The 25,420-nt window shown below is 68.7% G+C and carries 18 protein-coding genes and 1 pseudogene; 12 read left to right on the top strand and 7 right to left on the bottom strand.

What is annotated here, in order from left to right:
* The first annotated feature begins 38 nt into the window (after window positions 1-38).
* On the top strand, window positions 39-1,070 hold the full coding sequence (locus tag QFZ74_RS15585; protein ID WP_307621408.1) for an alanine racemase: 1,032 nt from the start codon (window positions 39-41) through the stop codon (window positions 1,068-1,070).
* 117 nt (window positions 1,071-1,187) lie between these two features.
* Here QFZ74_RS15585 and QFZ74_RS15590 read toward each other — a convergent pair whose 3' ends face one another.
* Together QFZ74_RS15590 and QFZ74_RS15595 are read right to left on the bottom strand one after the other, a co-directional pair.
* Window positions 1,188-2,720, bottom strand: coding sequence for a glycosyltransferase family 87 protein (locus tag QFZ74_RS15590; protein WP_307621409.1), 1,533 nt, complete (start codon window positions 2,718-2,720; stop codon window positions 1,188-1,190).
* Window positions 2,721-2,849: 129 nt separating this feature from the next.
* A complete protein-coding gene (locus QFZ74_RS15595) occupies window positions 2,850-5,096 on the bottom strand; it encodes a transglycosylase domain-containing protein (RefSeq protein ID WP_307624167.1) in 2,247 nt (748 codons plus the stop codon).
* A 727-nt stretch (window positions 5,097-5,823) separates the two neighbouring features.
* Between QFZ74_RS15595 and QFZ74_RS15600 the strand changes: the two are divergent.
* The 4 genes and pseudogenes from QFZ74_RS15600 to QFZ74_RS15615 all read left to right on the top strand — a co-directional run bounded on the left by QFZ74_RS15600 (window position 5,824) and on the right by QFZ74_RS15615 (window position 9,651).
* Window positions 5,824-6,508: pseudogene (locus QFZ74_RS15600) on the top strand (helix-turn-helix transcriptional regulator).
* Window positions 6,509-6,551: 43 nt separating this feature from the next.
* The gene (locus tag QFZ74_RS15605) at window positions 6,552-7,634 is read left to right on the top strand and encodes an inositol-3-phosphate synthase (protein WP_307621410.1); all 1,083 of its coding nucleotides are present in this window, start codon (window positions 6,552-6,554) and stop codon (window positions 7,632-7,634) included.
* Window positions 7,635-7,748: 114 nt separating this feature from the next.
* Entirely contained in the window at window positions 7,749-9,011 is a 1,263-nt protein-coding gene (locus QFZ74_RS15610) for an MFS transporter (protein WP_307621411.1), read from the top strand.
* A gap of 115 nt (window positions 9,012-9,126) precedes the next feature.
* Window positions 9,127-9,651, top strand: coding sequence for a hypothetical protein (locus tag QFZ74_RS15615; RefSeq protein WP_307621412.1), 525 nt, complete (start codon window positions 9,127-9,129; stop codon window positions 9,649-9,651).
* A 108-nt stretch (window positions 9,652-9,759) separates the two neighbouring features.
* Here QFZ74_RS15615 and QFZ74_RS15620 read toward each other — a convergent pair whose 3' ends face one another.
* Window positions 9,760-11,202, bottom strand: coding sequence for a CCA tRNA nucleotidyltransferase (locus QFZ74_RS15620; protein WP_307621413.1), 1,443 nt, complete (start codon window positions 11,200-11,202; stop codon window positions 9,760-9,762).
* A gap of 258 nt (window positions 11,203-11,460) precedes the next feature.
* Between QFZ74_RS15620 and QFZ74_RS15625 the strand changes: the two genes are divergently transcribed.
* From QFZ74_RS15625 to trxA, 7 genes are all read left to right on the top strand, one after another.
* Window positions 11,461-13,848 carry a DUF6049 family protein gene (locus tag QFZ74_RS15625; RefSeq protein WP_307621414.1) on the top strand — a complete coding sequence of 796 codons (2,388 nt, stop codon included), beginning with the start codon at window positions 11,461-11,463 and terminating at the stop codon, window positions 13,846-13,848.
* A 46-nt stretch (window positions 13,849-13,894) separates the two neighbouring features.
* The gene (gene murJ, locus QFZ74_RS15630) at window positions 13,895-16,180 is read left to right on the top strand and encodes a murein biosynthesis integral membrane protein MurJ (RefSeq protein WP_307621415.1); all 2,286 of its coding nucleotides are present in this window, start codon (window positions 13,895-13,897) and stop codon (window positions 16,178-16,180) included.
* Window positions 16,181-16,298: 118 nt separating this feature from the next.
* Window positions 16,299-17,990 (top strand): protein kinase family protein, encoded by a 1,692-nt coding sequence (locus QFZ74_RS15635; protein WP_307621416.1) that lies wholly within the window; start codon window positions 16,299-16,301, stop codon window positions 17,988-17,990.
* A 28-nt stretch (window positions 17,991-18,018) separates the two neighbouring features.
* Entirely contained in the window at window positions 18,019-18,711 is a 693-nt protein-coding gene (gene sigM / locus QFZ74_RS15640) for an RNA polymerase sigma factor SigM (protein WP_307621417.1), read from the top strand.
* A complete protein-coding gene (locus QFZ74_RS15645) occupies window positions 18,708-19,589 on the top strand; it encodes an anti-sigma factor (protein ID WP_307621418.1) in 882 nt (293 codons plus the stop codon). Before sigM ends, QFZ74_RS15645 begins: the two co-directional genes overlap by 4 nt.
* Before the next feature lie 163 nt (window positions 19,590-19,752).
* On the top strand, window positions 19,753-20,721 hold the full coding sequence (gene trxB, locus QFZ74_RS15650; protein ID WP_307621419.1) for a thioredoxin-disulfide reductase: 969 nt from the start codon (window positions 19,753-19,755) through the stop codon (window positions 20,719-20,721).
* 41 nt (window positions 20,722-20,762) lie between these two features.
* Window positions 20,763-21,095 (top strand): thioredoxin, encoded by a 333-nt coding sequence (gene trxA / locus QFZ74_RS15655; RefSeq protein ID WP_307621420.1) that lies wholly within the window; start codon window positions 20,763-20,765, stop codon window positions 21,093-21,095.
* A 90-nt stretch (window positions 21,096-21,185) separates the two neighbouring features.
* Here trxA and QFZ74_RS15660 read toward each other — a convergent pair whose 3' ends face one another.
* The 4 genes from QFZ74_RS15660 to rsmG form a co-directional block, all read right to left on the bottom strand.
* Window positions 21,186-21,803, bottom strand: coding sequence for a GNAT family N-acetyltransferase (locus QFZ74_RS15660; RefSeq protein ID WP_307621421.1), 618 nt, complete (start codon window positions 21,801-21,803; stop codon window positions 21,186-21,188).
* 317 nt (window positions 21,804-22,120) lie between these two features.
* The gene (locus QFZ74_RS15665; protein WP_307621422.1) at window positions 22,121-23,218 is read right to left on the bottom strand and encodes a ParB/RepB/Spo0J family partition protein; all 1,098 of its coding nucleotides are present in this window, start codon (window positions 23,216-23,218) and stop codon (window positions 22,121-22,123) included.
* A complete protein-coding gene (locus QFZ74_RS15670; RefSeq protein WP_307624168.1) occupies window positions 23,215-24,288 on the bottom strand; it encodes a ParA family protein in 1,074 nt (357 codons plus the stop codon). The genes QFZ74_RS15665 and QFZ74_RS15670 overlap by 4 nt, the downstream gene beginning before the upstream one ends.
* A gap of 319 nt (window positions 24,289-24,607) precedes the next feature.
* Window positions 24,608-25,324 (bottom strand): 16S rRNA (guanine(527)-N(7))-methyltransferase RsmG, encoded by a 717-nt coding sequence (rsmG, locus tag QFZ74_RS15675; protein ID WP_307621423.1) that lies wholly within the window; start codon window positions 25,322-25,324, stop codon window positions 24,608-24,610.
* Window positions 25,325-25,420: the final 96 nt, after the last annotated feature.

The following is a 25,420-nucleotide window of genomic DNA, read 5'->3' on the forward strand; positions in this document are numbered from 1 at the left end:
GATACACCGCAGCCACGAGAAAGGTTCCGGGTCCGGCCATGGCGCTCACGCTCTACGTCGACACCGCGCGCTGGCGGGCGCACCACAAGCACGTGCAGGAGCAGTTCCCGGGACTCGTCCCGGTCTGCAAGGGCAACGGCTACGGCTTCGGGCACGAACGCCTGGCGGAGGAGGCCACCCGACTGGGCTCGGACATCCTCGCCGTCGGCACGACCTACGAGGCCGCGCGGATCAAGGACTGGTTCAGCGGTGACCTGGTGGTGCTGACGCCGTACCGGCGCGGCGAGGAGCCCGTGCCGCTGCCCGACCGGGTCATCCGGTCGGTGTCGTCCATCGACGGCGTGTACGGCCTCGTCGGTGCCCGTGTGGTCATCGAGGTGATGTCCTCGATGAAGCGGCACGGCATCAGCGAGCAGGACCTCCCGCAGCTGCACGCCGCGATCGAGAACGTCCGGCTGGAGGGCTTCGCCATCCATCTGCCGCTGGACCGCACCGACGGCTCGGACGCCGTCGAGGAGGTCATCGGCTGGATGGACCGGCTGCGCGCGGCCCGGCTGCCGCTGCACACGCTGTTCGTCAGCCACCTCAAGGCCGACGAACTCGCCCGGCTCCAGCAGCAGTTCCCGCAGACCCGCTTCCGCGCCCGTATCGGCACGCGGCTGTGGCTGGGGGACCACGATGCCACCGAGTACCGCGGCGCGGTCCTGGACGTCACGCACGTCGCCAAGGGCGACCGCTTCGGCTACCGCCAGCAGAAGGCCGCCTCCGACGGCTTCCTGGTGGTCGTGGCGGGCGGTACGTCGCACGGTGTGGGCCTGGAGGCCCCGAAGGCGCTGCACGGTGTCATGCCGCGCGCCAAGGGCGTCGCACGGGCCGGTCTTGCCACGGTCAACCGGAACCTCGCCCCCTTCGTCTGGGCCGGCAAGCAGCGCTGGTTCGCGGAGCCGCCGCACATGCAGGTGTCCATCCTGTTCGTGCCCTCGGACGCGCCCGAGCCGAAGGTCGGCGATGAGCTGGTGGCCCATCTGCGACACACCACCACGCAGTTCGACCGCATCATGGATCGCTGAGCACCTGAGCATCTGAGCACTTGAGCAGCCGAAAGGCCGTACACGGACCGGTCCGTGTACGGCCTTTTCCATGGCCTGCACGAAGTCAGCCGGGCAGCCTCCGCACCTACCGTTCGCTCAGAGCGAACCGCCCGTCGGGGTTTCCGCGGAGGGCACCATGGGGGCCGCCGCGTCCCGGCTTCTCCACTCCACCTGAGGACCGTCGAAGTGGGCGGCGTGCCGCGGCGGATGGCCGGACGTCCCCAGCACGAAGACGTCCTCCGCACCGTCGAGAACCCCACCCGCGGGATCGTCCGCTCCGTTCCGGCGCACCACGTCCCGCTCCGGCATGAGGATGTCGCGGACGACCACGGCGCACAGGTACAGCGTGCCCAACAGGTGCAGCAGGATCGCCCAGTGGTAGCCGTGGGCGGGCAGTCCCTTGTGCGCGTCGCCGCTCGTCGTGTACGCGAGGTACATCCAGATCCCCAGGAAGTACGCCACCTCGCACGCCTGCCAGATCAGGAAGTCCCGCCACTTCGGCCGGGCCAGCACGGCCAGCGGGATCAGCCACAGGACGTACTGCGGTGAGTAGACCTTGTTCGTGACGACGAAGGCCGCCACGATCAGGAAGGCGAGCTGGGCGAAGCGCGGCCGGCGCGGAGCGGTGAAGGTGAGCGCCGCGATGCCCGCGCTGCACAGCACCATCAGCAGCGTGGCCAGCATGTTGACCGTGTCGGTGGTGAGCGGGTGGCTCGAGTTCTGGGCCCAGATCAGCCAGAAGGAACCGAAGTCCACGCCCCGCTCCTGACTGAACGTGTAGAACTTCGACCAGCCGTCGAAGGCGAAGAGCATCACCGGCAGGTTCACGACGAGCCAGGCGACCACCGCACCCCCGAGGGCCTTGCCGAAGTCGCGCCACTTGCCCGCGCGCCAGCACAGGACGAGCAGCGGTCCGAGCAGCAGCACGGGATAGAGCTTGGCGGCCGTGGCGAGCCCCAGCAGGGCACCGAAGGCGAGCGCACGGCCGCGCGCCCACATCAGCATCGCCGCGGCCGTCAGAGCGACTGCCAGCAGGTCCCAGTTGATGGTGGCGGTCAGCGCGAAGGCCGGGGCCAGGGCGACCAGCAGTCCGTCCCAGGGTCGCCGGGCGTTCGTACGGGACACGCAGACGGCGATGACGGCAGCGCACACCATCAGCATCCCGGCGTTGACGAACCAGTACCACTGCTCCTGGTGCTGGATGGTGCCGCTGCTGGGCGTGAGCCATGAGGCCACCTCCATGAACACACCGGTCAGCACCGGGTATTCGAGGTAGTCCATGTCGCCGGGGAGCCTGTCGAAGTACGGAACGAGCCCGTCGGCGAATCCACGCCCCTGGTAGAGGTGCGGGATGTCCGAGTAGCACGCGTGCGTGTACTGCGAACTGGCACCGAAGAACCAGGCGCCGTCGTAGCAGGGCACCTTCTGGATCAGACCGAGAGCGAACATGCCGATCGCCACGAGCGCGACGATCCGTACGGGCGTCCACCAGGACGTCCCGAGCAGGGCACGCCGACCGATGGGGCCGCCGATCAGCTCACTGGCGGCCGCGGCGACCTCGTCCTCGCGGGTCGGCCGCACCGACTCCGGCTCGTGCACGCCCGCGGGCGTCGTTTCTGCACTGGGCATGGGGCACATCCTGCCGTACCCGACCCCGGACATGCCGAGGGCCGCCGCACCTCGCAGGTGCGGCGGCCCATGTTTCACGTGAAACACCCTCGACGGTCGATATGACCGCCAACCGGGCGGACGTCGGCGTTATCCGGCAGGTCCGCCGAAGATGCCTCCGTTGCCATTGCCCTTGGTGGTACCCGGGTCGGTCGTTTCCGGGGCGGTCGGTGTCGAGGTCGTACCGCCGTCTGTACCGGCCGTGTCGGTCGGGTCGGGGCAGACCCACTTCCACTTGCAGGTCTCGCTGGCCGAGGGAGACGGTTCGGCTGTCTCACTGGGCGAGGTGCTCGGCGACGCGCTCGGGGACTCACTCTGCGTGGCGCTGGCCGACGGTGTCGGGGAGGGGGCACCTGCCTCGTCCGCGATCTGGCCGATCTTCACGGCCGGCGGGAACGGGGAATCGGGCTCATTCTGAAGTGCGACCTTCATGTACTCGGTCCACACAGACGTCGGGATGTCACCACCGTGGATGGATGCCACGCCGGCGGTGCCGTTCATGGAGAGCAGCTTGTGGTTCTTCGGGTTCTCCCGGAACATCGCGACCGAGGTCGAGAGCTGCTTGGTGTAGCCGACGAACCAGGCCGACTTGTTGCTGTCGGTGGTACCGGTCTTACCGGCCGCGTGCCTGCCCAGGGCCCTGGCCTTCTGGCCCGTACCATTCTGGATCACGTTCTCGAGCGTGTCCGTGACGTTGTTGGCCACGTCCGCCCGGATCGCTTCCTTCACCTCCGGCTTGCTGAAGCCGTGCACCTCCTGGCCGTCCTTCTTGACGGCGGTCACGGAGTACGGGTCCGCGTGCTGTCCCGAGGCAGCGAACGTCGCGTAGGCGTCGGCCATACGGATCGCGCTGGGCGTGGAGGTACCGAGGGCGAAGGACGGGTTGGGGTAGGCGAAGCTGTCCTTCAGGATTCCCGCCTTCTCGGCGACGTCCCTGACCTTCCCCATGCCGACGTCCCAGCCGAGCTGTACGAACGGCGTGTTGATGGACTGCTCCATCGCCTTGCGAAGGGTGATGTAGCCCCAGGGGTGGTCGCTCTCGTTGTTCTGGTAGAAGTCCTTGTTGTCCTTGGTCTGGACGTAGGTGCCATCCGGGTTGCGGACCCTGAGGTGGTCGTCGCCGTTGTACTTACTCATGGGCGATACACCGACGCCGTCGGTCTTGTACGTGCCGTACTGCATGGCCGCGGCGAGCACGAACGGCTTCCAGGTCGAGCCCACGGGGACACCCGAGGTGTCCGCGTTGTTCGTGAAGTGACCGTTCTCGTAACCAGCGCCGCCGTAGAGCGCGACGATCCTGCCGTCATTCGGCACCACGGACGCCGCGCCGAACTGGGCGTACTTGTCCCTCTGACGGTGCTCGGGGTCGAGTCGGCTCTTCTCGATCTTCTTGACCGCCGCGCTCAGCGCCTGGACCTTCTTCTTGTCGAAGGTCGTGTAGATCTGGTAGCCGCCCTGGTCGAACTGCTGCTCCGTGATCTTGGAGTGGTTCAGGACGTACTTCTTGGCCGTGTCGGCGAGATAGCTGATCTGGCCGGTCATCCCCTTGATCGCCTTGCGGCCCTGAGGCTTGGGATAGTGCGAGACAGCCTTCTGGTACTGAGCGTCCGTGAGATGCCCGTCCTTGTGCATCTCACCGAGAATCCAGTGCCAACGGAGCTTGGAGCGCCTGGTGTTGGCCGCCTGCGTCGCCGCCGGGTCCCAGTTCGGGTTACCCGCCGGGTCGTAGTACGTCGGCCCCTTGAGGAGAGCGGCGAGGACGGCACACTCGCTCGGGGTGAGCTTGACCGCGTCCTTGCCGTAGTAGGTCTGTGCGGCGGCCTGGATGCCCGAGGCGCCACGACCGTAGTACGACGTGTTCAGGTACCCCTGCAAGATCTGCTGCTTCGTGAGCTTCGTTCCCACCTTGAGGGAGATGAGCATCTCCCTGAACTTCCGGGAGATCGTCTGCTCCTGGTTCAGGTAGGTGTTCTTGACGAACTGCTGGGTGATCGTCGAACCACCCTGCGTATTTCCCCCCCGGGCCATGTTGACCAAGGCACGCGCGATACCCATGGGGTCGACGCCCGAGTCCTTGTAGAAGGTCTTGTTCTCGGCCGAGATCACCGCGAACCCCATCTCCTTCGGAATCTGATCGAAGGGGATGTTCTGCCGGTTCGCACCCGAGCCTGCCGTGACCATCTGGGTCTTGTCAGCCCAGTAATAGACGTTGCTCTGCGACTTGGCGGCGGCATTCTCGCTGGGCAGGCCCACCATCGCGTACCCCACACCGAACAGCGCGATGAGGCTGCCGAAGAAGGTCAGACACAGACCGGTGACGAGCTTCCAGGACGGCATCCAACGCTGCCATCCGTACTTGCCCGCCCTGGGGTAGTTGATGATGCGGTTCGCGGCCGGCTCGGCGCTGCGGCCCCTGCCGCGACCACCGGGCACACCACGTCCCGCGTTGTCGGCAGCCCTCCGACGGCTGCCTCCCCCTCTCTGCGCCGCTCGGCGGGCTTCGGCCCGACCGCCGTAAGGGCGCTCCTCACCTCCCGGGTCATAGGCGTCCGACCCGTAGGAACTGGATCCGTACGAGTCGGAAGGAGACCCGGTGGCGCCTCGCGGCGCCCCGCGACGGGCAGAGGACGAACCGGGCGGCTGGCCGCGTCGGGCCGCGGCACGTCCGCCTCCCTGCGGCTGCGGCGGTTTGCGACGGTGCTCGCTCATCGAACGATTACTCCTCGGGCAGGCGCACCCTTGCGCGCCTGGAAACGGCGGCTGGTTTCCGGTCCCCCCGAAGTACGGATGTGGTCGGTACTGCATTCACCCGTACTGCACCGGGGACAAGGACGTCCCCAGGAGTCTCTTGGTTCCCGGAGGTGTGCATGCCGCACAGACTACGCAGCGCCAAAACCTGCCTAGCCCTGAAGTTCACCCCAAAACAGGCAACTTGCGTACAACGAATCGGTGATGTGACCCCGCTCACTCACGGCACTCTTGTCGCACCCGGGTGGTCGATCTATCGTCGTGATGTATCGAGCCGATACATCAGCGCGAGATAAGCGTCGAGAGGAGGGCGATGATGAGCCGCCGTTCCGGCATCCTCGAGTTCGCCGTACTCGGCCTGCTCCGCGAGTCCCCGATGCACGGCTACGAGTTGCGCAAGCGACTCAACACCTCACTCGGGGTGTTCCGCGCGTTCAGCTACGGAACGCTCTACCCCTGCCTCAAGACGCTGGTCGTCAACGGCTGGTTGATCGAGGAGCCGGGGCACACCACCGAGGACGCCCTCGCCGCTCCGCTCACCGGGCGCCGCGCCAAGATCGTCTACCGGCTGACCGCGGAAGGTAAGGAGCACTTCGAGGAGCTGCTCTCGCAGACGGGGCCCGACGCCTACGAGGACGAGCACTTCGCCGCTCGTTTCGCCTTCTTCGGGCAGACGTCGCGGGACGTGCGCATGCGCGTCCTGGAAGGCCGTCGCAGCAGGCTGGAGGAGCGCCTCGAGAAGATGCCGCGTCTCTCTGGCCCGCACCCGGGAACGCCTCGACGACTACACGCTTGAGCTCCAGCGCCACGGGATGGAGTCCGTGGAGCGCGAAGTGCGCTGGCTGAACGAGCTCATCGAGAGCGAGCGGGCCGGCCGGGACCTGCGAGGTTCCGCGTCCGAGGAGTCCGCTCAGCACGACACATCATCTGGAGCGACGGGCGGCCTGCCCCGTCCCGGGAACCCCCAAGGGACGGATACGCCCGACGACACCGCCACGTGAGGCCCATCCAGGGCTTCACTCGTACACACAGGGAGCAACCGGAATGGGTTCGGTTCGCGTAGCCATCGTCGGTGTGGGCAACTGCGCCGCATCGCTGGTCCAGGGAGTCGAGTACTACAAGGACGCCGACCCGGCGTCCAAGGTCCCCGGCCTGATGCACGTACAGTTCGGCGACTACCACGTACGGGACATCGAGTTCGTCGCCGCCTTCGACGTCGACGCCAAGAAGGTCGGCCTCGACCTGGCGGACGCCATCGGCGCCTCCGAGAACAACACCATCAAGATCTGCGACGTGCCCTCCACCGGTGTCACCGTCCAGCGCGGCCACACCCTCGACGGCCTCGGCAAGTACTACCGCGCCACCATCGAGGAGGCGGACGCCGAGCCGGTCGACGTCGTCCAGGTCCTGAAGGACAAGCAGGTCGACGTGCTGGTCTGCTACCTGCCCGTCGGCTCCGAGGACGCGGCGAAGTACTACGCCCAGTGCGCCATCGACGCCAAGGTCGCCTTCGTCAACGCCCTCCCGGTCTTCATCGCCGGCACCAAGGAGTGGGCGGACAAGTTCACCGAGGCGGGCGTCCCGATCGTCGGCGACGACATCAAGTCCCAGGTCGGCGCCACCATCACGCACCGTGTGATGGCGAAGCTGTTCGAGGACCGTGGTGTCCGTCTCGAGCGCACCATGCAGCTCAACGTCGGCGGCAACATGGACTTCAAGAACATGCTGGAGCGCGACCGGCTGGAGTCCAAGAAGATCTCCAAGACCCAGGCCGTCACCTCCCAGATCCGCGACCGGGAACTCGGCGACAAGAACGTCCACATCGGCCCGTCCGACTACGTCGCCTGGCTCGACGACCGCAAGTGGGCGTACGTCCGCCTCGAGGGCCGCGCCTTCGGTGACGTTCCGCTGAACCTGGAGTACAAGCTCGAGGTCTGGGACTCCCCGAACTCGGCCGGCATCATCATCGACGCCCTGCGCGCCGCGAAGATCGCCAAGGACCGCGGCATCGGCGGCCCCGTCTTCTCCGCGTCCTCGTACTTCATGAAGTCCCCGCCGGTGCAGTACTTCGACGACGAGGCCCGCGAGAACGTCGAGAAGTTCATCCGCGGTGAAGTCGAGCGCTAGCACCGCCCGGCGCCACACGCCGGACACCGCTCGCTGAGAACGCTCCTGCCAGGGCTGTGAGGGTCCCCGGGTTCTATGGCCCGGGGACCCTTGCCATGTGTGAGGCTGGGCCCCATGCCTGTCGTCCGCGACCTGCGCGTCCTGCTGCGCCTGCGGGACTTCCGCCGTCTGCTCGCCGTACGTCTGCTGTCCCAGGGCGCCGACGGGGTCTACCAGGTCGCGCTCGCCACCTACGTCGTCTTCTCGCCCGAGAAGGAGACCTCACCGGCCGCGATCGCCTCGGCGATGGCCGTCCTGCTGCTCCCCTACTCCCTGGTCGGCCCCTTCGCGGGCGCCCTGCTGGACCGCTGGAGCCGCCGTCAGGTCTTCGTCCACGGAAACCTGCTGCGGGCGGTGCTCGCGGTGGTCACCGCCGTTCTGATGGTCAGCCACGTCCCCGCCTGGCTGTTCTACGCCTCCGCCCTGTGCGTCACCGCCGTCAACCGCTTCGTTCTCGCCGGCCTGTCCGCCGCGCTCCCGCGCGTGGTCGACGCCGAGCGCCTGGTGATGGCCAACTCCCTTTCTCCGACAGCGGGAACGCTCGCCGCGACTGGAGGCGGTGCCCTCGCGTTCGCCGTGCGGCTGCTGGCGTCGGACTCCGACGCCGTCGTGGTGCTGCTGGGCGCGTCGTTCTATCTGTGCGCGGCGCTGGTGTCGCTGAGCATGGCCCCCGAACTGCTGGGCCCTGACCGGGCGGTGACACCACCGCGTCTGGGCACGGCACTCGTCGGCACCGCCCGGGATCTGCGACTGGCGGTGCGATATCTCGCCGCGCCGCGGCGTCGGGAAGTGGTCTGGGCGCTCTTCGCCATGACGCTCATGCGCTTCTGCTACGGCGCGCTGCTGGTCATGCTGCTGATGCTGTGCCGGTACGCCCTCGCCACCGACCCGGAGGACGGAATGCGCCTCCTGGGGCTGGCGTTGGGCATCTCCGGTGCCGGGTTCTTCACGGCGGCCGCCGTGACCCCGTGGGCAGCGGGACGGCTCGGCCCCGGTCGCTGGATCACCGTGTGCGCGGCGGGGGCCGCCGTTCTGGAGCCCGCGCTCGGCCTGCCGTTCGCCACCGTCCCGCTGCTCCTCGCCGCCTTCGTCCTCGGCCTGACCACGCAGGGCGCGAAGATCGCCACGGACACGATCGTCCAGTTCGCCGTCGACGACGGCTTCCGCGGCCGCATCTTCTCCGTGTACGACGTGCTGTTCAACGTCGCCTTCGTCGGCGCCGCCGGGGCCTCCGCCTTGATACTTCCCGCCGACGGCCGCTCGGCGGCTCTGGTGCTCATGGTCGCCCTCGTCTACGCGGCGGTTGCCGTGGCCATGGCCCGCGTCGAGCGCCGGTAAGCCCTCGTCAGAAGCCCTCAAACGGCTCCCGGTTACATGATTGTCAGTGGGTGCCGTTAATTTACGTGAGTCTTACCTCGCGCCCCGCGCATCCACATCCCAGGGGGGATTTCCAGTGACGACTCCGCCGCCTCACGGCCAGAGCCCATACGCCCAGACGCCTCCGCCGTCCCCGGGCGCCGCCCCGTACACCCAGGCACCGCCGCCGCCGGGGCAGCCGACCGGGCAGCCGGGTGTTCCGCCGCAGGCGCCCTACGCACCGTTCCCCAACCAGGGCGCGCCCGTGCCGCCGCCGAGCGCTCCGGCCAAGAGCGGGCGCAAGAAGTTCCTGCGCTTCGTCGGCGTCGTCGTGGTCGCGGTCATCGTCGGCATCCTCAAGTTCGGCGCGGGCTGGTTCCTGACCCGGGACGACGCGGAGACCACGGCTGTCGGCTCGTGCATGCACAACGACGGTTCGTACTCCAAGCCGGACCTTAACGAGGTCGACTGCACATCCCACGACTCCCAGTACGAGGTTGTCCAGAAGTTCGACGACTCCAGCGACGAGGAGAAGTGCAAGTCCGTCACGGAGTCGACGATCTACTACGTCCAGTCGGGCGGGGGCCATGACGTGGTGCTGTGCTTGAAGGAGACCAAGTAACGGCTCGGCCGACGGACGTCGGAGGGGTGGTGTTTCACGTGAAACACCACCCCTCACCGCATCTCTGCGACGTCATGTTTCACGTGAAACATGACGTCCTTCCATGATTCAGCCCTGCTCGCTCCACCAGGCCTTGAGCGCCGCCACGGCCGCGTCGTGCTCCATGGGGCCGTGCTCCAGCCGAAGCTCCAGCATGTGCTTGTAGGCCTTGCCGATGGCCGGGCCCGGGCCGATGCCGAGGATCTCCATGATCTGGTTGCCGTCGAGGTCGGGACGGATGGCGTCGAGCTCTTCCTGCTCCTGGAGCTGGGCGATGCGCTCCTCCAGACCGTCGTACGCACGCGAGAGTGCCGCCGCCCTGCGCTTGTTCCGGGTGGTGCAGTCGGAGCGCGTCAGCTTGTGCAGGCGGTCGAGCAGCGGGCCTCCGTCACGGACGTAGCGGCGGACCGCCGAGTCCGTCCACTCCCCGGTGCCGTAGCCGTGGAAGCGCAGGTGGAGCTCGACCAGACGCGAGACGTCCTTCACCAGCTCGTTGGAGTACTTCAGGGCCGTCATGCGCTTCTTGGTCATCTTCGCGCCGACCACCTCGTGGTGGTGGAACGAGACCCGGCCGTCCGTCTCGAAGCGGCGCGTGCGCGGCTTGCCGATGTCGTGCAGCAGCGCGGCCAGGCGAAGGGTGAGGTCGGGGCCCTCCTTCTCCAGAGCGATGGCCTGCTCCAGAACGATCAGGGTGTGCTCGTAGACGTCCTTGTGCCGGTGGTGCTCGTCACTCTCCAGCCGCAGGGCAGGCAGTTCGGGCAGCACGTGATCGGCGAGCCCGGTGTCGACCAGCAGTCGCAGACCCTTGCGGGGGTTCACGGAGAGGATCAGCTTGTTCAGCTCATCCCGGACCCTCTCGGCGGAGACGATCTCGATCCGCGCGGCCATCTCCGTCATCGCGGTGACGACCTCGGGGGCGACCTCGAAGTCCAGCTGAGCGGCGAAACGCGCGGCCCGCATCATGCGCAGCGGGTCGTCCGAGAAGGAGTCCTCAGGCGTGCCGGGGGTGCGCAGGATCCGGTCCGCGAGGTCCTCGAGACCGCCGTGCGGGTCGATGAACCGCTTCTCCGGCAGCGCCACCGCCATGGCGTTGACCGTGAAGTCACGCCGGACGAGGTCCGCCTCGATGGAGTCGCCGTAGGACACCTCGGGCTTGCGCGAGGTGCGGTCGTACGCCTCCGACCGGTACGTGGTCACCTCGATCTGGTAGCCGTCCTTCTGCGCACCGACCGTGCCGAAGGCGATTCCGACCTCCCAGGTGGCGTCGGCCCACGGGCGCACGATCTTCAGTACGTCCTCGGGCCGGGCGTCGGTGGTGAAGTCCAGGTCATTACCGAGCCGGCCGAGCAGCGCGTCCCGCACCGAGCCACCGACCAGGGCGAGCGAGAAGCCGGCCCCCTGGAAACGGCGGGCGAGGTCGTCGGCGACAGGGGCCACCCGCAGCAGTTCGCTCACCGCGCGCTGCTGCACCTGGCTCAGGGCAGTGGGAGTGTCTTCGTTGGCGTTCGGCACAACAGAACAGGGTACGTGGCCCGGGCAGCGGGAGGCTCCCCCTATATACGCGCGCGGACAGCTCCCTCCATATCCGCACATGGCCTGCGGCACACCGCGTACGCGGGTCCTCCGCTCGATACCGGATATAGAGGACAGGCGCAAGCCGCCCGTCGATCTTGTGGGGCAGACCACGGCACTTCCCCTCGGCGCGCATCGTTACCATGCGTGGACGCACATTCCAACGACCACTGACGACGACGAGGGACGGACGAGCGCGTGGCCGAGGCGGCAGACTTCCAAGGGACGAGTCCCTCACCTGCCCGTCGGTGGCTGAGACGCACCGGAGCACTGCTCGCCGGGGCGCCTCTGCTGGCCGGCCTGCTCCAGCTGCCCGGCGCGGCGAGCGCCCAGGCCACCCCCGCTGACGCGCCCAAGCAGGCCGGCTCCTCGGACGGCGTGTCCGTGTCCCTGGACTCGCTCAGCCCAGGCGTCCCCACGGACGGGGACACGGTGACCGTCTCGGGCACCGTGACCAACAACAGCAAGCAGACCGTCACCGGCGCCCACGTGGGCCTGCGAGTGGGGCCCCAGCTGAGCACCCGCTCGGCCATCGACAGCGCCGCTCACCAGTCCGACAGCCTTCGGGCCTCCATCGGGCCCGAGGTCGGCGGCAAGTACACCGAGAAGTTCGCCAAGCTCGCCCCCGGGGTGTCCCAGCACTTCAGCCTCTCGGTGCCGGTCGACAAGCTCGACCTCGGCGACGACGGCGTCTACCAGCTCGGCGTCGCGCTCTCGGGCCGGACGGCAGCACGGCCATGGGACCGGATGCTCGGCATCCAGCGGACCTTCCTGCCGTGGCAGCCGCAGGAGGCCGACGCCAAGACGAAGACGACGTACCTGTGGCCGCTGATCTCCAACGTCCACGTGTCGGCGAAGACGGGCGCGGGTGAGAGCCAGACACCGGTCTTCCTCAACGACGACCTCGCCAAGGACCTGGCCCCGGGCGGGCGCCTGGCCCAGATGCTGGCCCTCGGCAAGGACCTCGACGTGACCTGGGTCATCGACCCGGACCTGCTCGCCTCGGTGGACGCCATGACCCGCAGCTACCGGGTCCAGGGCCCCGGCGACACCACCACGGCCGGCACCCACCAGGCGCTCGCCAAGCAGTGGCTCGCCGACCTGCAGAAGGCCGTGGCCGGCCACGAGGTCGTCGCACTGCCCTTCTCCGACCCGGACCTGGCCTCACTCGCCCACACCGGCACGAGCGTCACCGGCTCGCTGAGCCACCTCAAGGACGCGACGGACGTCGCATCCACCACGGTCCAGACCGTGCTCCATGTCACCCCGAAGACGGACTTCGCCTGGCCCGTGGACGGGGCGGTGGACCCGTCGATCATCAAGGTCGCCACCTCCGCGGGTGCCGACAAGGTGATCGCCCGAAGCGACAGCCTCCGGGAGACCGGCGGCCTCACCTACAGCCCGTCCGCGGCCCGGCCGATCGGCGGCGGCACGACGGCGGTCGTGGCCGACGCGGGCCTCTCGACGGCGTTCGAGGGCGACCTGACGAAGGCGGGCTCCTCCACCCTCGCCGTACAGGAGTTCCTGGCACAGAGCCTCGAGCTCGACCGCCAGACGGACAAGCAGCGCAGCATCGTCGTCGCCCCGCAGCGCATGCCCTCCGCCAGCCAGGCTCAGGCGATGGCCCAGGCGATCACGGCCCTCAAGGGCGAGACCTGGTCCCAGCCGCAGGACCTGGCCGCGGCGGCCAAGACCAAGCCCGACCCGCGTGCGACCACGAGGATCCCCTCGACGTCCGCGTACCCCTCCTCGCTCCGCAAGCAGGAGATGCCGCGACATGCCTTCGAGCAGACCGCGCGGACGCAGGACAAGCTCGACAACTTCCAGGTCATCCTCAGCGACCAGTCCCGCGTGGTGACCCCCTTCGGGCGGGCCATGAACCGCGAGATGTCCACGTCGTGGCGGCAGGAGCGCACCGAGGCGGACCACTTCCGCACGGGCGTGGAGTCGTGGCTCGACGACCTCGCCGACCAGGTCAAGCTGATCGACAAGTCGGAGACGAAGCTCTCCGGCCGCAGCGCCACGATCCCGGTCACCGTCCAGAACAACCTGGTGCAGGGCGTCGACCACCTGGTCCTGCGGCTCACCTCGAGCCAGCCGACCCGTCTCAAGATCGGCGGGAAGGCCTACTCGGAGCAGCCCGTCGATGTCTCCGGCGGCCACAGCCAGTCCGTGAAGTTCGACACGTCGGCCAACGCCAACGGCCGGGTGACCGTGTACGCGCAGCTGTACACGCAGGATGGCCAGGAGTACAGCAACCGGGTCCGCTTCGATGTGAAGGTCACCGAGGTCACGCCCACCGTGATGCTGGTCATCGGCGGAGGTGTCCTGCTGCTCGTGCTGGCCGGCTTCCGGATGTACACGCAGCGCAAGCGCGCCGCCGCCCGGCAGGAGGAGAACGGTCCCGACGAGGCGGGGGACGGCCCGGCAGGGCCGGAGAACCCCGAGGGCCCGGGAGACCGTCTTCAGAAGGAGTCCGACGGCCACTCCCCGGCGGACGACCCGGAGCAGCCGAGTGACCCGACACCGGACACCGCACCGGAAAGCGCCGGCCCATCCGGGACGGGTGAGAGAGTGGACCGTTGAGCGATGTCGTGGCCGGTGGGCCCGGGGACGATGAGGTGGGGTAACCATGAACGCGCCGTACGACGGTGACCGCGGCCAGGCCGCGGCGGGCTCGGGCCACCCCGAGCCGCCGTCCGAGCCCGGCCAGGTGCCGCCGCAGCACGCTGCGGACATGTACCTCCAGGACGCCTACGACGAGGACCCGTACCGGGAGCAGGACCTCTCCGCCCAGGATCCCGTCGCCGAGGCGCTCTACGACCGTGCCTCGCACCCTCCGCCGCCTCCCGGCACGCACCCGCAGCAGCCGCTGTACGGTCAGCCGACCCGGTCGGCGTACGCCCCCGACCCGAACGTGTGGGCCGAGACCCCCGCGCCGGAGCCGGGCAGCTCGACGCAGTACCTGCCCTATGGCGACAACCCCCGTACGTCCCAGTTCGTGGGAGTGGACGACCTGGTGACGCACTCCGGTGAAGAACGCCACGAGCCCGACGCCTTCGCCCACCTCCTCCGGGACCAGCAGCAGGGCGGCAGCCGCCCGTCGATGGAGTCCGGGGCCGTCCCGGGACCGCTGAGCACGCCGAACGCGGGACAGCGTCCCGGCGGGCCCTTCCCGGGAGCGCCCTACGCCGCGAACGCCACCCCGGGCCCGGCGGCCTCGTACACGGCGGCTCCCGCGTCGGCGCCTCCCGCTCCGCCCGCGCCCGCACCCGCGAAGAAGGGCGGGCGGGCCTCCGGCCTGCTGAAGTCCAGCGCCCTCATGGCCGCCGGCACGATGGTCTCCCGCCTCACCGGCTTCATCCGCTCCGCGCTGATCGTCTCGGCGTTGGGCGTCGGCCTGCTCGGTGACACCTTCCAGGTCGCCTACCAGCTGCCGACCATGATCTACATCCTGACCGTCGGCGGTGGCCTCAACTCCGTCTTCGTGCCGCAGCTCGTGCGGGCCATGAAGGAGGACGAGGACGGCGGAGAGGCGTACGCCAACCGCCTGCTGACGCTGGTGATGGTGGCGCTCGGCGCGCTGACCGTGCTCGCGGTCCTCGGCGCCCCGCTGCTGATCCGCGTGCTGTCGGACTCGGTCGCCAGCACCCCGGCCGCCAATGACGTCGCCGTCACCTTCGTGCGCTACTTCCTGCCCTCGATCTTCTTCATGGGCGTCCACGTGGTGATGGGTCAGATCCTCAACGCCCGTGGCAAGTTCGGCGCGATGATGTGGACCCCGGTCCTGAACAACATCGTCATCATCGTCACGCTCGGCCTGTTCATCTGGGTGTACGGCACCGCCGCGCACTCCGGGATGAAGGTGACCAGTATCCCGGTGGAGGGGCAGCGTCTCCTCGGTGTCGGTGTGCTGCTCGGCCTGGTCGTCCAGGCGCTGGCGATGATCCCGTACCTGCGCGAGACCGGCTTCCGGGTGCGTCCGCGCTTCGACTGGCGGGGCCACGGCCTGGGCAAGGCGGTCACGCTCGCCAAGTGGACGTTCCTCTTCGTCCTCGCCAACCAGGCGGGCGCGCTGGTCGTGTCCCAGCTGTCCACCGCGGCCGGCAAGACGGCCGAACCCATCCAGGGTGCCGGTTTCGCCGCCTACGCCAACGCCCAGCTGATCTGGGGTCTGCCGCAGGCCATCATCACGGTCTCGCTCATGGCGGCCCTGCTGCCGCGCCTCGCGCGCTCGGCCGTCGAGAACGACTCGGGCGCCGTCCGTGACGACATCTCACAGGGCCTGCGGACGACGGCGGTGGCGATCGTGCCCGTCGCGTTCGGCTTCCTGTCCCTCGGCATCCCGATGTGCACGCTGATCTTCGGCTCCTCGGGCACGAACGCCGCCACGAACATGGGCTTCATGCTGATGGCCTTCGGCCTCGGCCTCATCCCGTACTCCGTGCAGTACGTCGTCCTCCGTGCCTTCTACGCCTACGAGGACACGCGCACCCCCTTCTACAACACGGTCATCGTGGCCGCCGTCAACGCGGGTGCCTCGGTCGCGTGTTACTTCCTGCTGCCCGCCCGCTGGGCCGTGGCCGGCATGGCGGCCTCCTACGGCGTCGCCTACGCGATCGGTGTGGGCGTCGCCTGGAAGCGGCTGCGCAAGCGGCTCGGCGGCGACCTGGACGGAGCGCGGGTCCTGCGGACGTACGCGCGCCTGTGCATCGCCTCGGTCCCGGCGGCCCTGCTCAGCGGCGCGGCCTGCTACGGGATCGGACACACCCTCGGCCAGGGCGTCCTCGGCTCCTTCGTCGCCCTCGTGGCCGGCGGGGTGGTCCTTCTCGGGGTCTTCTTCGTGGCGGCCCGTCGCATGCGCATCGAGGAACTCAACTCGCTCGTGGGCATGGTGCGGGGCCGTCTGGGCCGCTGAGGCGGGGGTACGCGCACAACCATCGTCCGCCGCCGCGTGTCGTGCATAGCGGCGGACTGTGGGCACAATTGGTTTCGGCGTCGGAGCGTGCAACGAAATGGGGAGGCAGGGAACGACGGTGGCGGAACGGAGCACGGCTGCCGTCGACGTGGCAGACAACAGCGGTGACGAGCCGCTGACCGCCAAGGCGGATCAGGCCACGGCCGACGGGGTGGCCCAGAACCCGGAGCGGGACACGGAGAGCGACGAGGCCAAGGGGAGTGGCGGGACCGACGGTTCCGAGACCCAGGCCTCGCCTCCTGAACTGCACAGCGGTCACAAGCTCGCAAGACGCTACCGTCTCGAGGAGTGCGTCACTCGTCTGGACGGATTCAGCAGTTGGCGCGCGGTCGACGAGAAGCTCCGTCGTGCCGTCGGTGTCCACGTGCTGCCCGCAGACCATCCGCGGGCCCGTTCGGTGCTGGCGGCGGCCCGTTCCGCCGCCCTGCTCGGTGACCCACGCTTCGTGCAGGTCCTGGACGCCGTCGAGGAGAACGACCTCGTCTACGTCGTGCACGAGTGGCTGCCCGACGCCACCGAGCTGACCACGCTGCTCTCCTCGGGGCCGCTGGAGCCGCACGACGCCTACCAGATGGTCAGCCAGCTCTCCTCCGCGATGGCGGCCGCCCACCGTGAGGGCCTCGCCCATCTGCGCCTCAACCCGAACGCGGTGCTGCGTACGTCCACCGGCCAGTGGCGCATCCGCGGCCTCGCCGTGAACGCCGCCTTGCGCGGCATCAGCTCGGACACTCCACAGCGCACGGACACCGAGTCGATCGGCGCACTGCTGTACGCCGCGCTGACCCAGCGCTGGCCGTACGAGGACGACGCCTACGGGCTGTCCGGCCTGCCCAAGGACGTCGGCCTCATCGCGCCGGACCAGGTGCGCGCCGGCGTCCACCGCGGCCTGTCGGAACTCGCCATGCGTGCCCTGGCGAACGACGGCGCCACCGCCTCCCGCCACGAGTCCCCGTGCACCATGCCGGAGGAACTGGTGAAGGCGATCGGCGAGATGCCCCGCATCCGCCCGCCGGAGCCCGCGTTCACGGCTCCGCCCGAGTACCAGCGCACGACGTACCAGCAGGGCACGTACGGGCGTACGGCGTCCCATCCGGGCGCCGCCCAGCCCATCCAGCCCCCGCCGCCGCTCCAGAGCCGCACGGGCAAGGCCCTCAAGTGGGCGGTCGCCGCTCTCCTGATCGCCGCCCTCGGTCTCGGCAGCTGGCAGCTGGCGGACGCTCTGATGGACCAGGGCGACAAGGGCGACACCAACAAGTCGCAGACGGACGACGGCGGGGACAAGGGCCTGAAGAAGCCGGCGGCGGGTACGCCCATCGCGATCAAGGGTGCCCGTGACTTCGACCCGTTCAGTGACCAGAGCGAGAAGCCGTCCGACGTCGGCAAGGTCTACGACAGCAGCCCGGCCACCTACTGGCAGACGGACTTCTATCTGAGCCCGAAGTTCGGCAACCTGAAGCCGGGCGTCGGTGTCATCCTCGACCTCGGCAAGGTGCAGCAGGTCGGAAAGGCGACCGTCACCGTCCTGGGCCAGACGTCGGTCGAACTCCGGGCCGCGAGCGCGGAGTCGGCGTCGGAACCGACGTCATTCGACGACTTCACCAAGGTCGCCGACGGATCGGGTACGACGGTGGAGCTCCGTCCCGGCAAGTCCCTCAAGACCCGGTACCTGCTCGTGTGGTTGACGCAGCTTCCCCCGGACAACGCGGGCCACTGGCGGGGCAGGGTGGCGGACGTCAAGGTGACCAGCTGATCGAGACGGTGATGCGGGAGGGGAACCGTTGGACGAGGCCACGGGCGATGCGGTCAGTGATCAAGACCTCCTCGCCCGCCACGTAGAAGGCGACCCCGACGCCTTCGGTGAGATCGTACGGCGGCACCGTGACCGGCTCTGGGCCGTGGCACTGCGAACGCTGGGGGACCGCGAGGAGGCCGCTGACGCGGTGCAGGACGCCCTGGTGTCCGCCTACCGCGCCGCCCACACCTTCCGGGGCCAGTCGGCCGTCACGACGTGGCTGCACCGCATCACGGTGAACGCCTGCCTGGACCGTGCCCGCAAGGCGGCCTCCCGGAAGACCGCCCCCGTCGACGACACCGAGCGGCTGGAGCAGTTACTGGAGCCGCACGAGGCCGCCTCGGCGCCGGCCGAGCGCGGTGATCTCCACCGCCAGCTCCTCGAAGCCCTTGGCACCCTTCCGTACGACCAGCGCGCGGCCCTCGTCCTGGTGGACATGCAGGGCTACCCCGTCGCGGAAGCCGCCCGCGTTCTCGACGTGCCGACCGGAACGATCAAGAGCCGCTGCGCACGCGGCAGAGCCCGGATTCTCCCCCTGCTCGCCCATCTGCGGCCACCAGGGCGGAACCAGACGCGGCGAACGTCCGTCCCACCGGCAGCGGGACCTCCGGACGACGGACTCCGCACATCGGGGTCGAGCGATTCAGCCACAGCGAAGGGCGGAGGCGGGCGAGCGTGACTTCCACGACGGACACAACCGGGCACCCGGACGTCGCCGAACTCTCCGACCTCACCGAAGGCCTCCTCCCGCCATCCCGGTCCGAAGACGTGCAGCGCCATCTGGACGCCTGCGAACCGTGCGCGGACGTCCATGCCTCGCTGGAGGAGATCCGGGGGCTGTTGGGCGGCGTGCCGGCCCCCGCGCAGATGCCCGAGGACATCGCGCGCCGGATCGACGCCGCCCTCGCCGCCGAGGCCCGGCTGACTCCCACCGCTCCCGAGACCCCCGTTTCACGTGAAACATCGACTCGGGTGGATCGACCGGCCGGACGCCCGTACGCGACGACCGGACCGGGCCGCAAGGGCCGTACGTCCCGCGGGCGCCGCCGGACCGTGGCCCTGGGCGCTGCCCTCACCGCGGCCGTTCTGGGCGCCGGGGCGCTGTTCCTCCAGTCGCTCGACCACGGCCGCTCCGCGGCGACGGCACAGGGCAGGCAGACCGCCGCTGCGGACACGCTCTCCGAGAACCGGCTCAAGGGCGAGGTGACCGACCTTCTGTCAGCGGAGCACCGCCCGCGGCGCGGTTCCGACAGTCAGAAGCCGAGCATCGGCGTCGAGTCCGAGCCCAACACTCCAGAATCGACCGCGAGCGTGAACACCCTGATCCAGCCTTCGGTTTCTGTCCCGAACTGCGTCCGGCAGGGCATCAGCAGCCAGGGCGTCGTCCTCGGCGCCAAGAAAGGCACCTACGGCGGGAAGGACGCCTACCTCGTGGTGCTGCCCGAAGGCTCCGACACAACGCGCGTCACTGCCTATGTCGTCGATACGACCTGTGTCGGCCGGAAGGCCGCCTCCCCGGGCAAGGTTCTTCTGAAACGGTCCTTCGCCCGCCCTTGAGTAGTCAGGTGCATCGTCCCGGCTCGGGTTTGTACCGTGCGGCGTCCCGTGTGGCCGGACGTATGGGGAATGCGCGCCCCTTAGGATCCGTTGGGTGGGGTGAGAGTTCTGAGAGGGGCTCCCACCGGTCGGATAGAGCAGTCCAGAGACGAGGAATCAAGCCGTGAGCGACGTCCGTAACGTGATCATCATCGGCTCCGGGCCCGCCGGTTACGCGGCGGCGCTCTACACCGCGCGCGCGTCGCTGAAGCCCCTCGTGTTCGAGGGTGCCGTCACCGCGGGCGGTGCGCTGATGAACACCACCGAGGTGGAGAACTACCCGGGCTTCCCTGACGGCATCATGGGCCCCGAGCTCATGGACAACATGCGTACCCAGGCCGAGCGTTTCGGTGCTGAGCTCAACCCGGACGACGTCGTCTCGGTCGACCTGACGGGTGACATCAAGACCGTCACCGACAGCGTGGGCACGGTCTACCGCGCCAAGGCCGTCGTCGTGGCCACCGGCTCGCAGCACCGGAAGCTGGGCCTTCCGAACGAGGACGCCCTCTCCGGCCGCGGCGTCTCCTGGTGCGCCACCTGTGACGGGTTCTTCTTCAAGGACCAGGACATCGCCGTGATCGGTGGCGGTGACACCGCGATGGAGGAGGCCACCTTCCTCTCCCGGTTCGCCAAGTCCGTGACGGTCATCCACCGCCGGGACACCCTGCGCGCCTCCAAGGCGATGCAGGAGCGCGCCTTCGCCGACCCGAAGATCAAGTTCATCTGGGACAGCGAAGTGGTCGAGATCCTGGGCGATCCGAAGCTCACCGGCCTCAAGCTGCGCAACCTCAAGACCGGCGAGACCTCGGACCTGGCGGTGACGGGACTGTTCATCGCGATCGGCCACGACCCGCGCACGGAGCTGTTCAAGGGCCAGCTGGACCTCGACGCCGAGGGCTATCTCATGGTCGACGCGCCGTCCACGCGGACCAACGTTCCCGGTGTCTTCGGCGCCGGTGACGTCGTGGACCACACCTACCGCCAGGCGATCACCGCCGCCGGTACCGGTTGCGCCGCCGCTCTCGACGCAGAGCGTTTCCTCGCCGCCCTCGCGGACGAGGAGAAGCCCGAGCCCGAGAAGACCTCTGTCTGACCTCTCTTTCCCCCCTGCAAGATCGAATTAAGGAGCCCGCCGTGGCCGGCACTCTGAAGAACGTGACCGACGCCTCCTTCGACGAGGACGTCCTCAAGAGCGACAAGCCCGTCCTGGTGGACTTCTGGGCCGATTGGTGCGGTCCGTGCCGCCAGATCGCGCCCTCCCTCGAAGCGATCGCGGCCGAGTACGGCGACAAGATCGAGGTCGTCAAGCTCAACATCGACCAGAACCCGACTACGGCCGCCAAGTACGGCGTCATGTCGATCCCGACCCTGAACGTGTACCAGGGTGGCGAGGTCGCCAAGACCATCGTCGGCGCGAAGCCGAAGGCCGCGCTCGTCCGCGACCTCGAGGACTTCATCGCCGAGTAATCGGCGGCGCTGTCGGACCGACAGACGCATGTTTCACGTGAAACACGAATGGGCCAGCCCTCGCAGGCTGGCCCATTCGCATGAGAGGCGTCAGAGCGGGCGGAACGCCGGCTCCTTCTGTACGGCCCCCAGCAGCCGGTCCAGCGCCATCTCCACGTCTTCCTTCCAGGAGAGCGCCGTGCGCAGCTCCAGACGCAGTCGCGGGTACGTGGGGTGCGGTCGCACCGTCTTGAAGCCGACGGCCAGCAGGTGGTCGGCAGGGAGCACGCAGGCAGGGTCCTTCCAGCGGGCGTCGCCGAAGGCCTCGACCGCCTTGAAGCCTCGCCTCAGCAGATCCTTGGCGACCGTCTGGACCATCACCCGCCCCAGGCCCTGCCCCTGGTAGCCCGGCATGATGAACGAGGTGATCAGCTGCACCGCGTCCGGCGAGACGGGGCTCGTGGGAAACGCCGTGGAACGCGGGACGTAGGCGGGAGGAGCGTAGAGCACGAAGCCCACGGGAACGTCGTCCACGTAGACCACCCGGCCGCAGGAGCCCCAGTCGAGCAGGACCGCGGAGATCCAGGCCTCCTTCTCCGCGGAGGCCCTGCCTTCCCTTACTGCCGCCTCCCCGCTGACCGGGTCAAGCTCCCAGAAGACGCACGAGCGACAACGCTTGGGAAGGTCCTGAAGGTTGTCCAGCGTGAGCGGTACGAGCCGACGGCCCATGAAAGCTGTTCCTCGCTTCCTTCGCCCGCAGCAGCACGAGCGGCTGTCAGGGCGCTCCGTTCCCTGAGCAGGCTGCCGACGAAGCCGCCGACCACGCCCAGTCCCAGGCTCGCACGCGCCAGTCCAGTGCGGCTCACCGATCGCATGGCCCCCGCCTCCCCCTCCGAGGTGCTGCCAGGTGGATACGCCATACCCGAACGCATCGTATCCACGATGCGATTCCATCGATACCGCCTGAAAGCCAAAGAGCGGACCGTGTTCCGGTACACACCGGACACGATCCGCTCTCTGACCCAGCCGGGTGGGATCACCGAGGCTCAGTCCTCCGCTTCCTCCTCGAAAGCGTCGTCGTGCAGGCCCGCCTGGAAGACCTTCCCCTCGCCCGGGGCAAGCGTCCCGAGGATGCGGTCGAGGTCTTCCATCGAGGCGAACTCGACGGTGATCTTGCCCTTCTTCAGGCCGAGGTCGACCTTCACCCGCGTTTCGAAGCGGTCCGACAGACGGCTCGCGAGATCGTTCAGCGCCGGGGAGACCCGGGCGCCGGCACGCGGCCCCTTGGGCCGCTGCGAGGTCTGCGGACGCGAGCCCATCAGGGTCACGATCTCCTCGACCGCCCGCACCGAGAGCCCCTCGGCCACGATCCGGTGAGCAAGCCGATCCTGCTCCTCCGAGTCCTCGACGGAGAGCAGCGCCCGGGCATGCCCCGCGGAGAGAACCCCGGCGGCCACCCGCCGCTGGACCGACGGCGAGAGCTTCAGCAGACGCAGGGTGTTGGAGACCTGCGGACGGGAGCGTCCGATACGGTCCGCCAGCTGGTCGTGCGTGCAGTTGAAGTCCTTGAGCAGCTGGTCGTAGGCGGCTGCCTCTTCCAGCGGATTCAGCTGTGCACGGTGCAGGTTCTCCAGGAGCGCGTCCAGGAGCAGCTTCTCGTCGTCCGTGGCACGCACGATCGCCGGGATCGCTTCGAGACCGGCCTCGCGGCAGGCACGCCACCGCCGCTCACCCATGATGAGCTCGTAGCGGCCAGCACCCAGCTGCCGCACGACGACGGGCTGGAGAAGGCCGACCTCCTGGATGGAGGTGACCAGCTCCTGCAGCGCGTCCTCGTCGAAGACCTCACGCGGCTGGCGCGAGTTCGGCGTGATGGAGTCGAGGGGAAGCTCGGCGAAGTGGGCACCCAGGGGCGCCGCGGGCGCCTCGGCCCCACGTGTCGACACCTCCTCGGTTTCATGTGAAACAGGCGGCAGCGTGGCCACCTTCGCCGCGGCCACCCCGCGGTCGGTCGTCAGCACCGGCGCTCCCGAGGACGCGGACACCGCGCCCCCCACCGCGGCCGAAGCCGGGTTCTTCTCGGTTGGGGCTGCAGGGATCAACGCGCCGAGACCACGACCCAAACCCCTCCGTCGATCGCTCACTGAATCCCCTCCACCGTGCTCGGGTTGCTCTGGGCGCCGATGTGACTCTGTGTCGGGTCATAGCTGACGCCGACACCCCTCAGCGCGATTTCTCGTGCCGCCTCAAGATAGGAGAGGGCACCACTCGATCCTGGATCGTAGGTCAGCACCGTCTGCCCGTAACTCGGGGCCTCCGAGATACGGACCGAGCGGGGAATGCTCGTCCGCAGTACCTCTTCACCGAAGTGACTGCGCACCTCTTCCGCGACCTGTGAGGCGAGACGCGTCCGGCCGTCGTACATGGTGAGCAGGATGGTCGACACGTGCAGGGCGGGGTTGAGGTGCCCGCGTACCAGGTCGACGTTGCGGAGCAACTGCCCCAGGCCCTCCAGTGCGTAGTACTCGCACTGGATCGGGATGAGGACCTCGGCTCCGGCCACCATCGCATTGACCGTCAGCAGGCCGAGCGACGGCGGGCAGTCGATGAGGATGTAGTCCAGCGGCTGCTCGTACGCCTGGATCGCTCGCTGAAGTCGGCTCTCCCGGGCCACCAGTGACACCAGCTCGATCTCCGCACCGGCGAGATCGATCGTGGCGGGAGCACAGAAGAGGCCCTCGACATCCGGGACCGGCTGCACGACGTCGGAGAGGGGCTTGCTGTCGACCAACACGTCATAGATGGATGGAACTTCGGCGTGGTGGTCGATTCCCAGAGCCGTGGAGGCGTTGCCCTGCGGGTCGAGGTCGATCACCAGGACACGGCCGCCGTGCAGCGCCAGCGACGCGGCGAGGTTGACGGTCGTCGTCGTCTTGCCGACACCGCCCTTCTGGTTGGCAACCACGACGACGCGGGTCTGCTCGGGCCGGGGCAGGCCTTCGCCGGCGCGGCCCAGCGCCTCGACCGCCAGTTGGGCAGCACGACCGATGGGAGTGTCGTCCATCGGAGGCGGTGTTTCACGTGAAACATCCGCCCCCATCGACTCGGTACGGGGACCGGGGACCGGATCGGTCATCGGTCCCGCGATGTTGGCGTCGGACCGCAAGGATTCACTCTCCTCGACTTCAGGCTCGCAATGAACAGAGCCTCCCATGCCTTCGGGGTGATGAACCAGTGAGGCCTGACGTTCTGTGGAGAAATCCACCTCTGTGGACATCTCTGTCACCTCTCCGAGTGAACCGAGAGGCTTACGCTCGCGGGGTTCGGCCGCAGCGCGGCCGCGACTGATGATGCCGTGCAACAGTGAGCGACGTTTCACGTGAAACACGATGCCGAGCGTCACCAGTCGGATTCACGCGACACTCCGACGCACACCGACAGGGCAGCTTGTGGAGTACTGCTCGACCGTGGCGCGGCCGGCACGACGAAGGGCGGACCAGCAACGCCGATCCGCCCTTCGCTCTTCTGCGTTCTCAGCGACGCCGACGCACCCGGCCCGCCCGTGCTGCCTTGGCCCGCTTGGCCGCGAAGCGCACACCGCCCGGACTCTCGCCGACCTCGACGCGTACGACCGTGGACAACGGGTCCACCACGCCCTCGCCGACATGCAGGATCGACGTCGACTCGGCTCCGAGCTTGCTCAGGGCCGTGCCCGCCGCCTTCAGCTCCTCCTCGGCCGTGTCGCCCTTGAGGGCGAGCATCTCGCCGTAGGGACGCAGCAGGGGGATGCCCCACGCGGCCAGTCGGTCCAGGGGAGCCACCGCACGGGCGGTCACCACGTGCACCGGCTGGAGCTTGCCGAGGACCTCCTCGGCCCGGCCGCGGACGACCGTCACATGGTCCAGGCCCAGGAGCTCGACGACCTCGGTGAGGAAGTTCGTACGCCGCAGCAGCGGCTCCAGGAGCGTGATCTTCAGATCGTCCCGGACGAGCGCCAGTGGAATGCCCGGCAGGCCCGCACCCGAGCCGACGTCGCACACCGTCACCCCCTCGGGGACGACCTCGGACAGCACCGCACAGTTCAGCAGGTGCCTCTCCCACAGGCGGGGTACTTCCCGCGGGCCGATCAGACCACGCTGCACGCCCGCATCAGCGAGCAGCTCCGCATAGCGGACCGCATCGTCGAAGCGATCGCCAAACACTTCCCGCGCCTTGTCGGGCGCAGGGGGGAGCTCCGCTGCCTCCGTCACGGGGACCGTCCTTCCGTACAGCGCCGACGCTCCGAGCGCCGACCACCAGAACTACCAGGCTGACAAAGTTCGGCCCCGTCTGCGCAACAGACGGGG

This window comes from Streptomyces sp. V3I7, assembly GCF_030817495.1.
GTDB lineage: Bacteria > Actinomycetota > Actinomycetes > Streptomycetales > Streptomycetaceae > Streptomyces.

Bases quoted from the DNA above. Each gene is read 5' to 3' on its own strand.
- QFZ74_RS15585 (WP_307621408.1), top strand. From the start codon at position 39: ATGGCGCTCACGCTCTACGTCGACACCGCGCGCTGGCGGGCGCACCAC.
- QFZ74_RS15590 (WP_307621409.1), bottom strand. From the start codon at position 2,720: ATGCCCAGTGCAGAAACGACGCCCGCGGGCGTGCACGAGCCGGAGTCG.
- QFZ74_RS15595 (WP_307624167.1), bottom strand. From the start codon at position 5,096: ATGCCGTCCTGGAAGCTCGTCACCGGTCTGTGTCTGACCTTCTTCGGC.
- QFZ74_RS15605 (WP_307621410.1), top strand. From the start codon at position 6,552: ATGGGTTCGGTTCGCGTAGCCATCGTCGGTGTGGGCAACTGCGCCGCA.
- QFZ74_RS15610 (WP_307621411.1), top strand. From the start codon at position 7,749: ATGCCTGTCGTCCGCGACCTGCGCGTCCTGCTGCGCCTGCGGGACTTC.
- murJ (WP_307621415.1), top strand. From the start codon at position 13,895: ATGAACGCGCCGTACGACGGTGACCGCGGCCAGGCCGCGGCGGGCTCG.
- QFZ74_RS15660 (WP_307621421.1), bottom strand. From the start codon at position 21,803: ATGGGCCGTCGGCTCGTACCGCTCACGCTGGACAACCTTCAGGACCTT.
- QFZ74_RS15670 (WP_307624168.1), bottom strand. From the start codon at position 24,288: ATGGGAGGCTCTGTTCATTGCGAGCCTGAAGTCGAGGAGAGTGAATCC.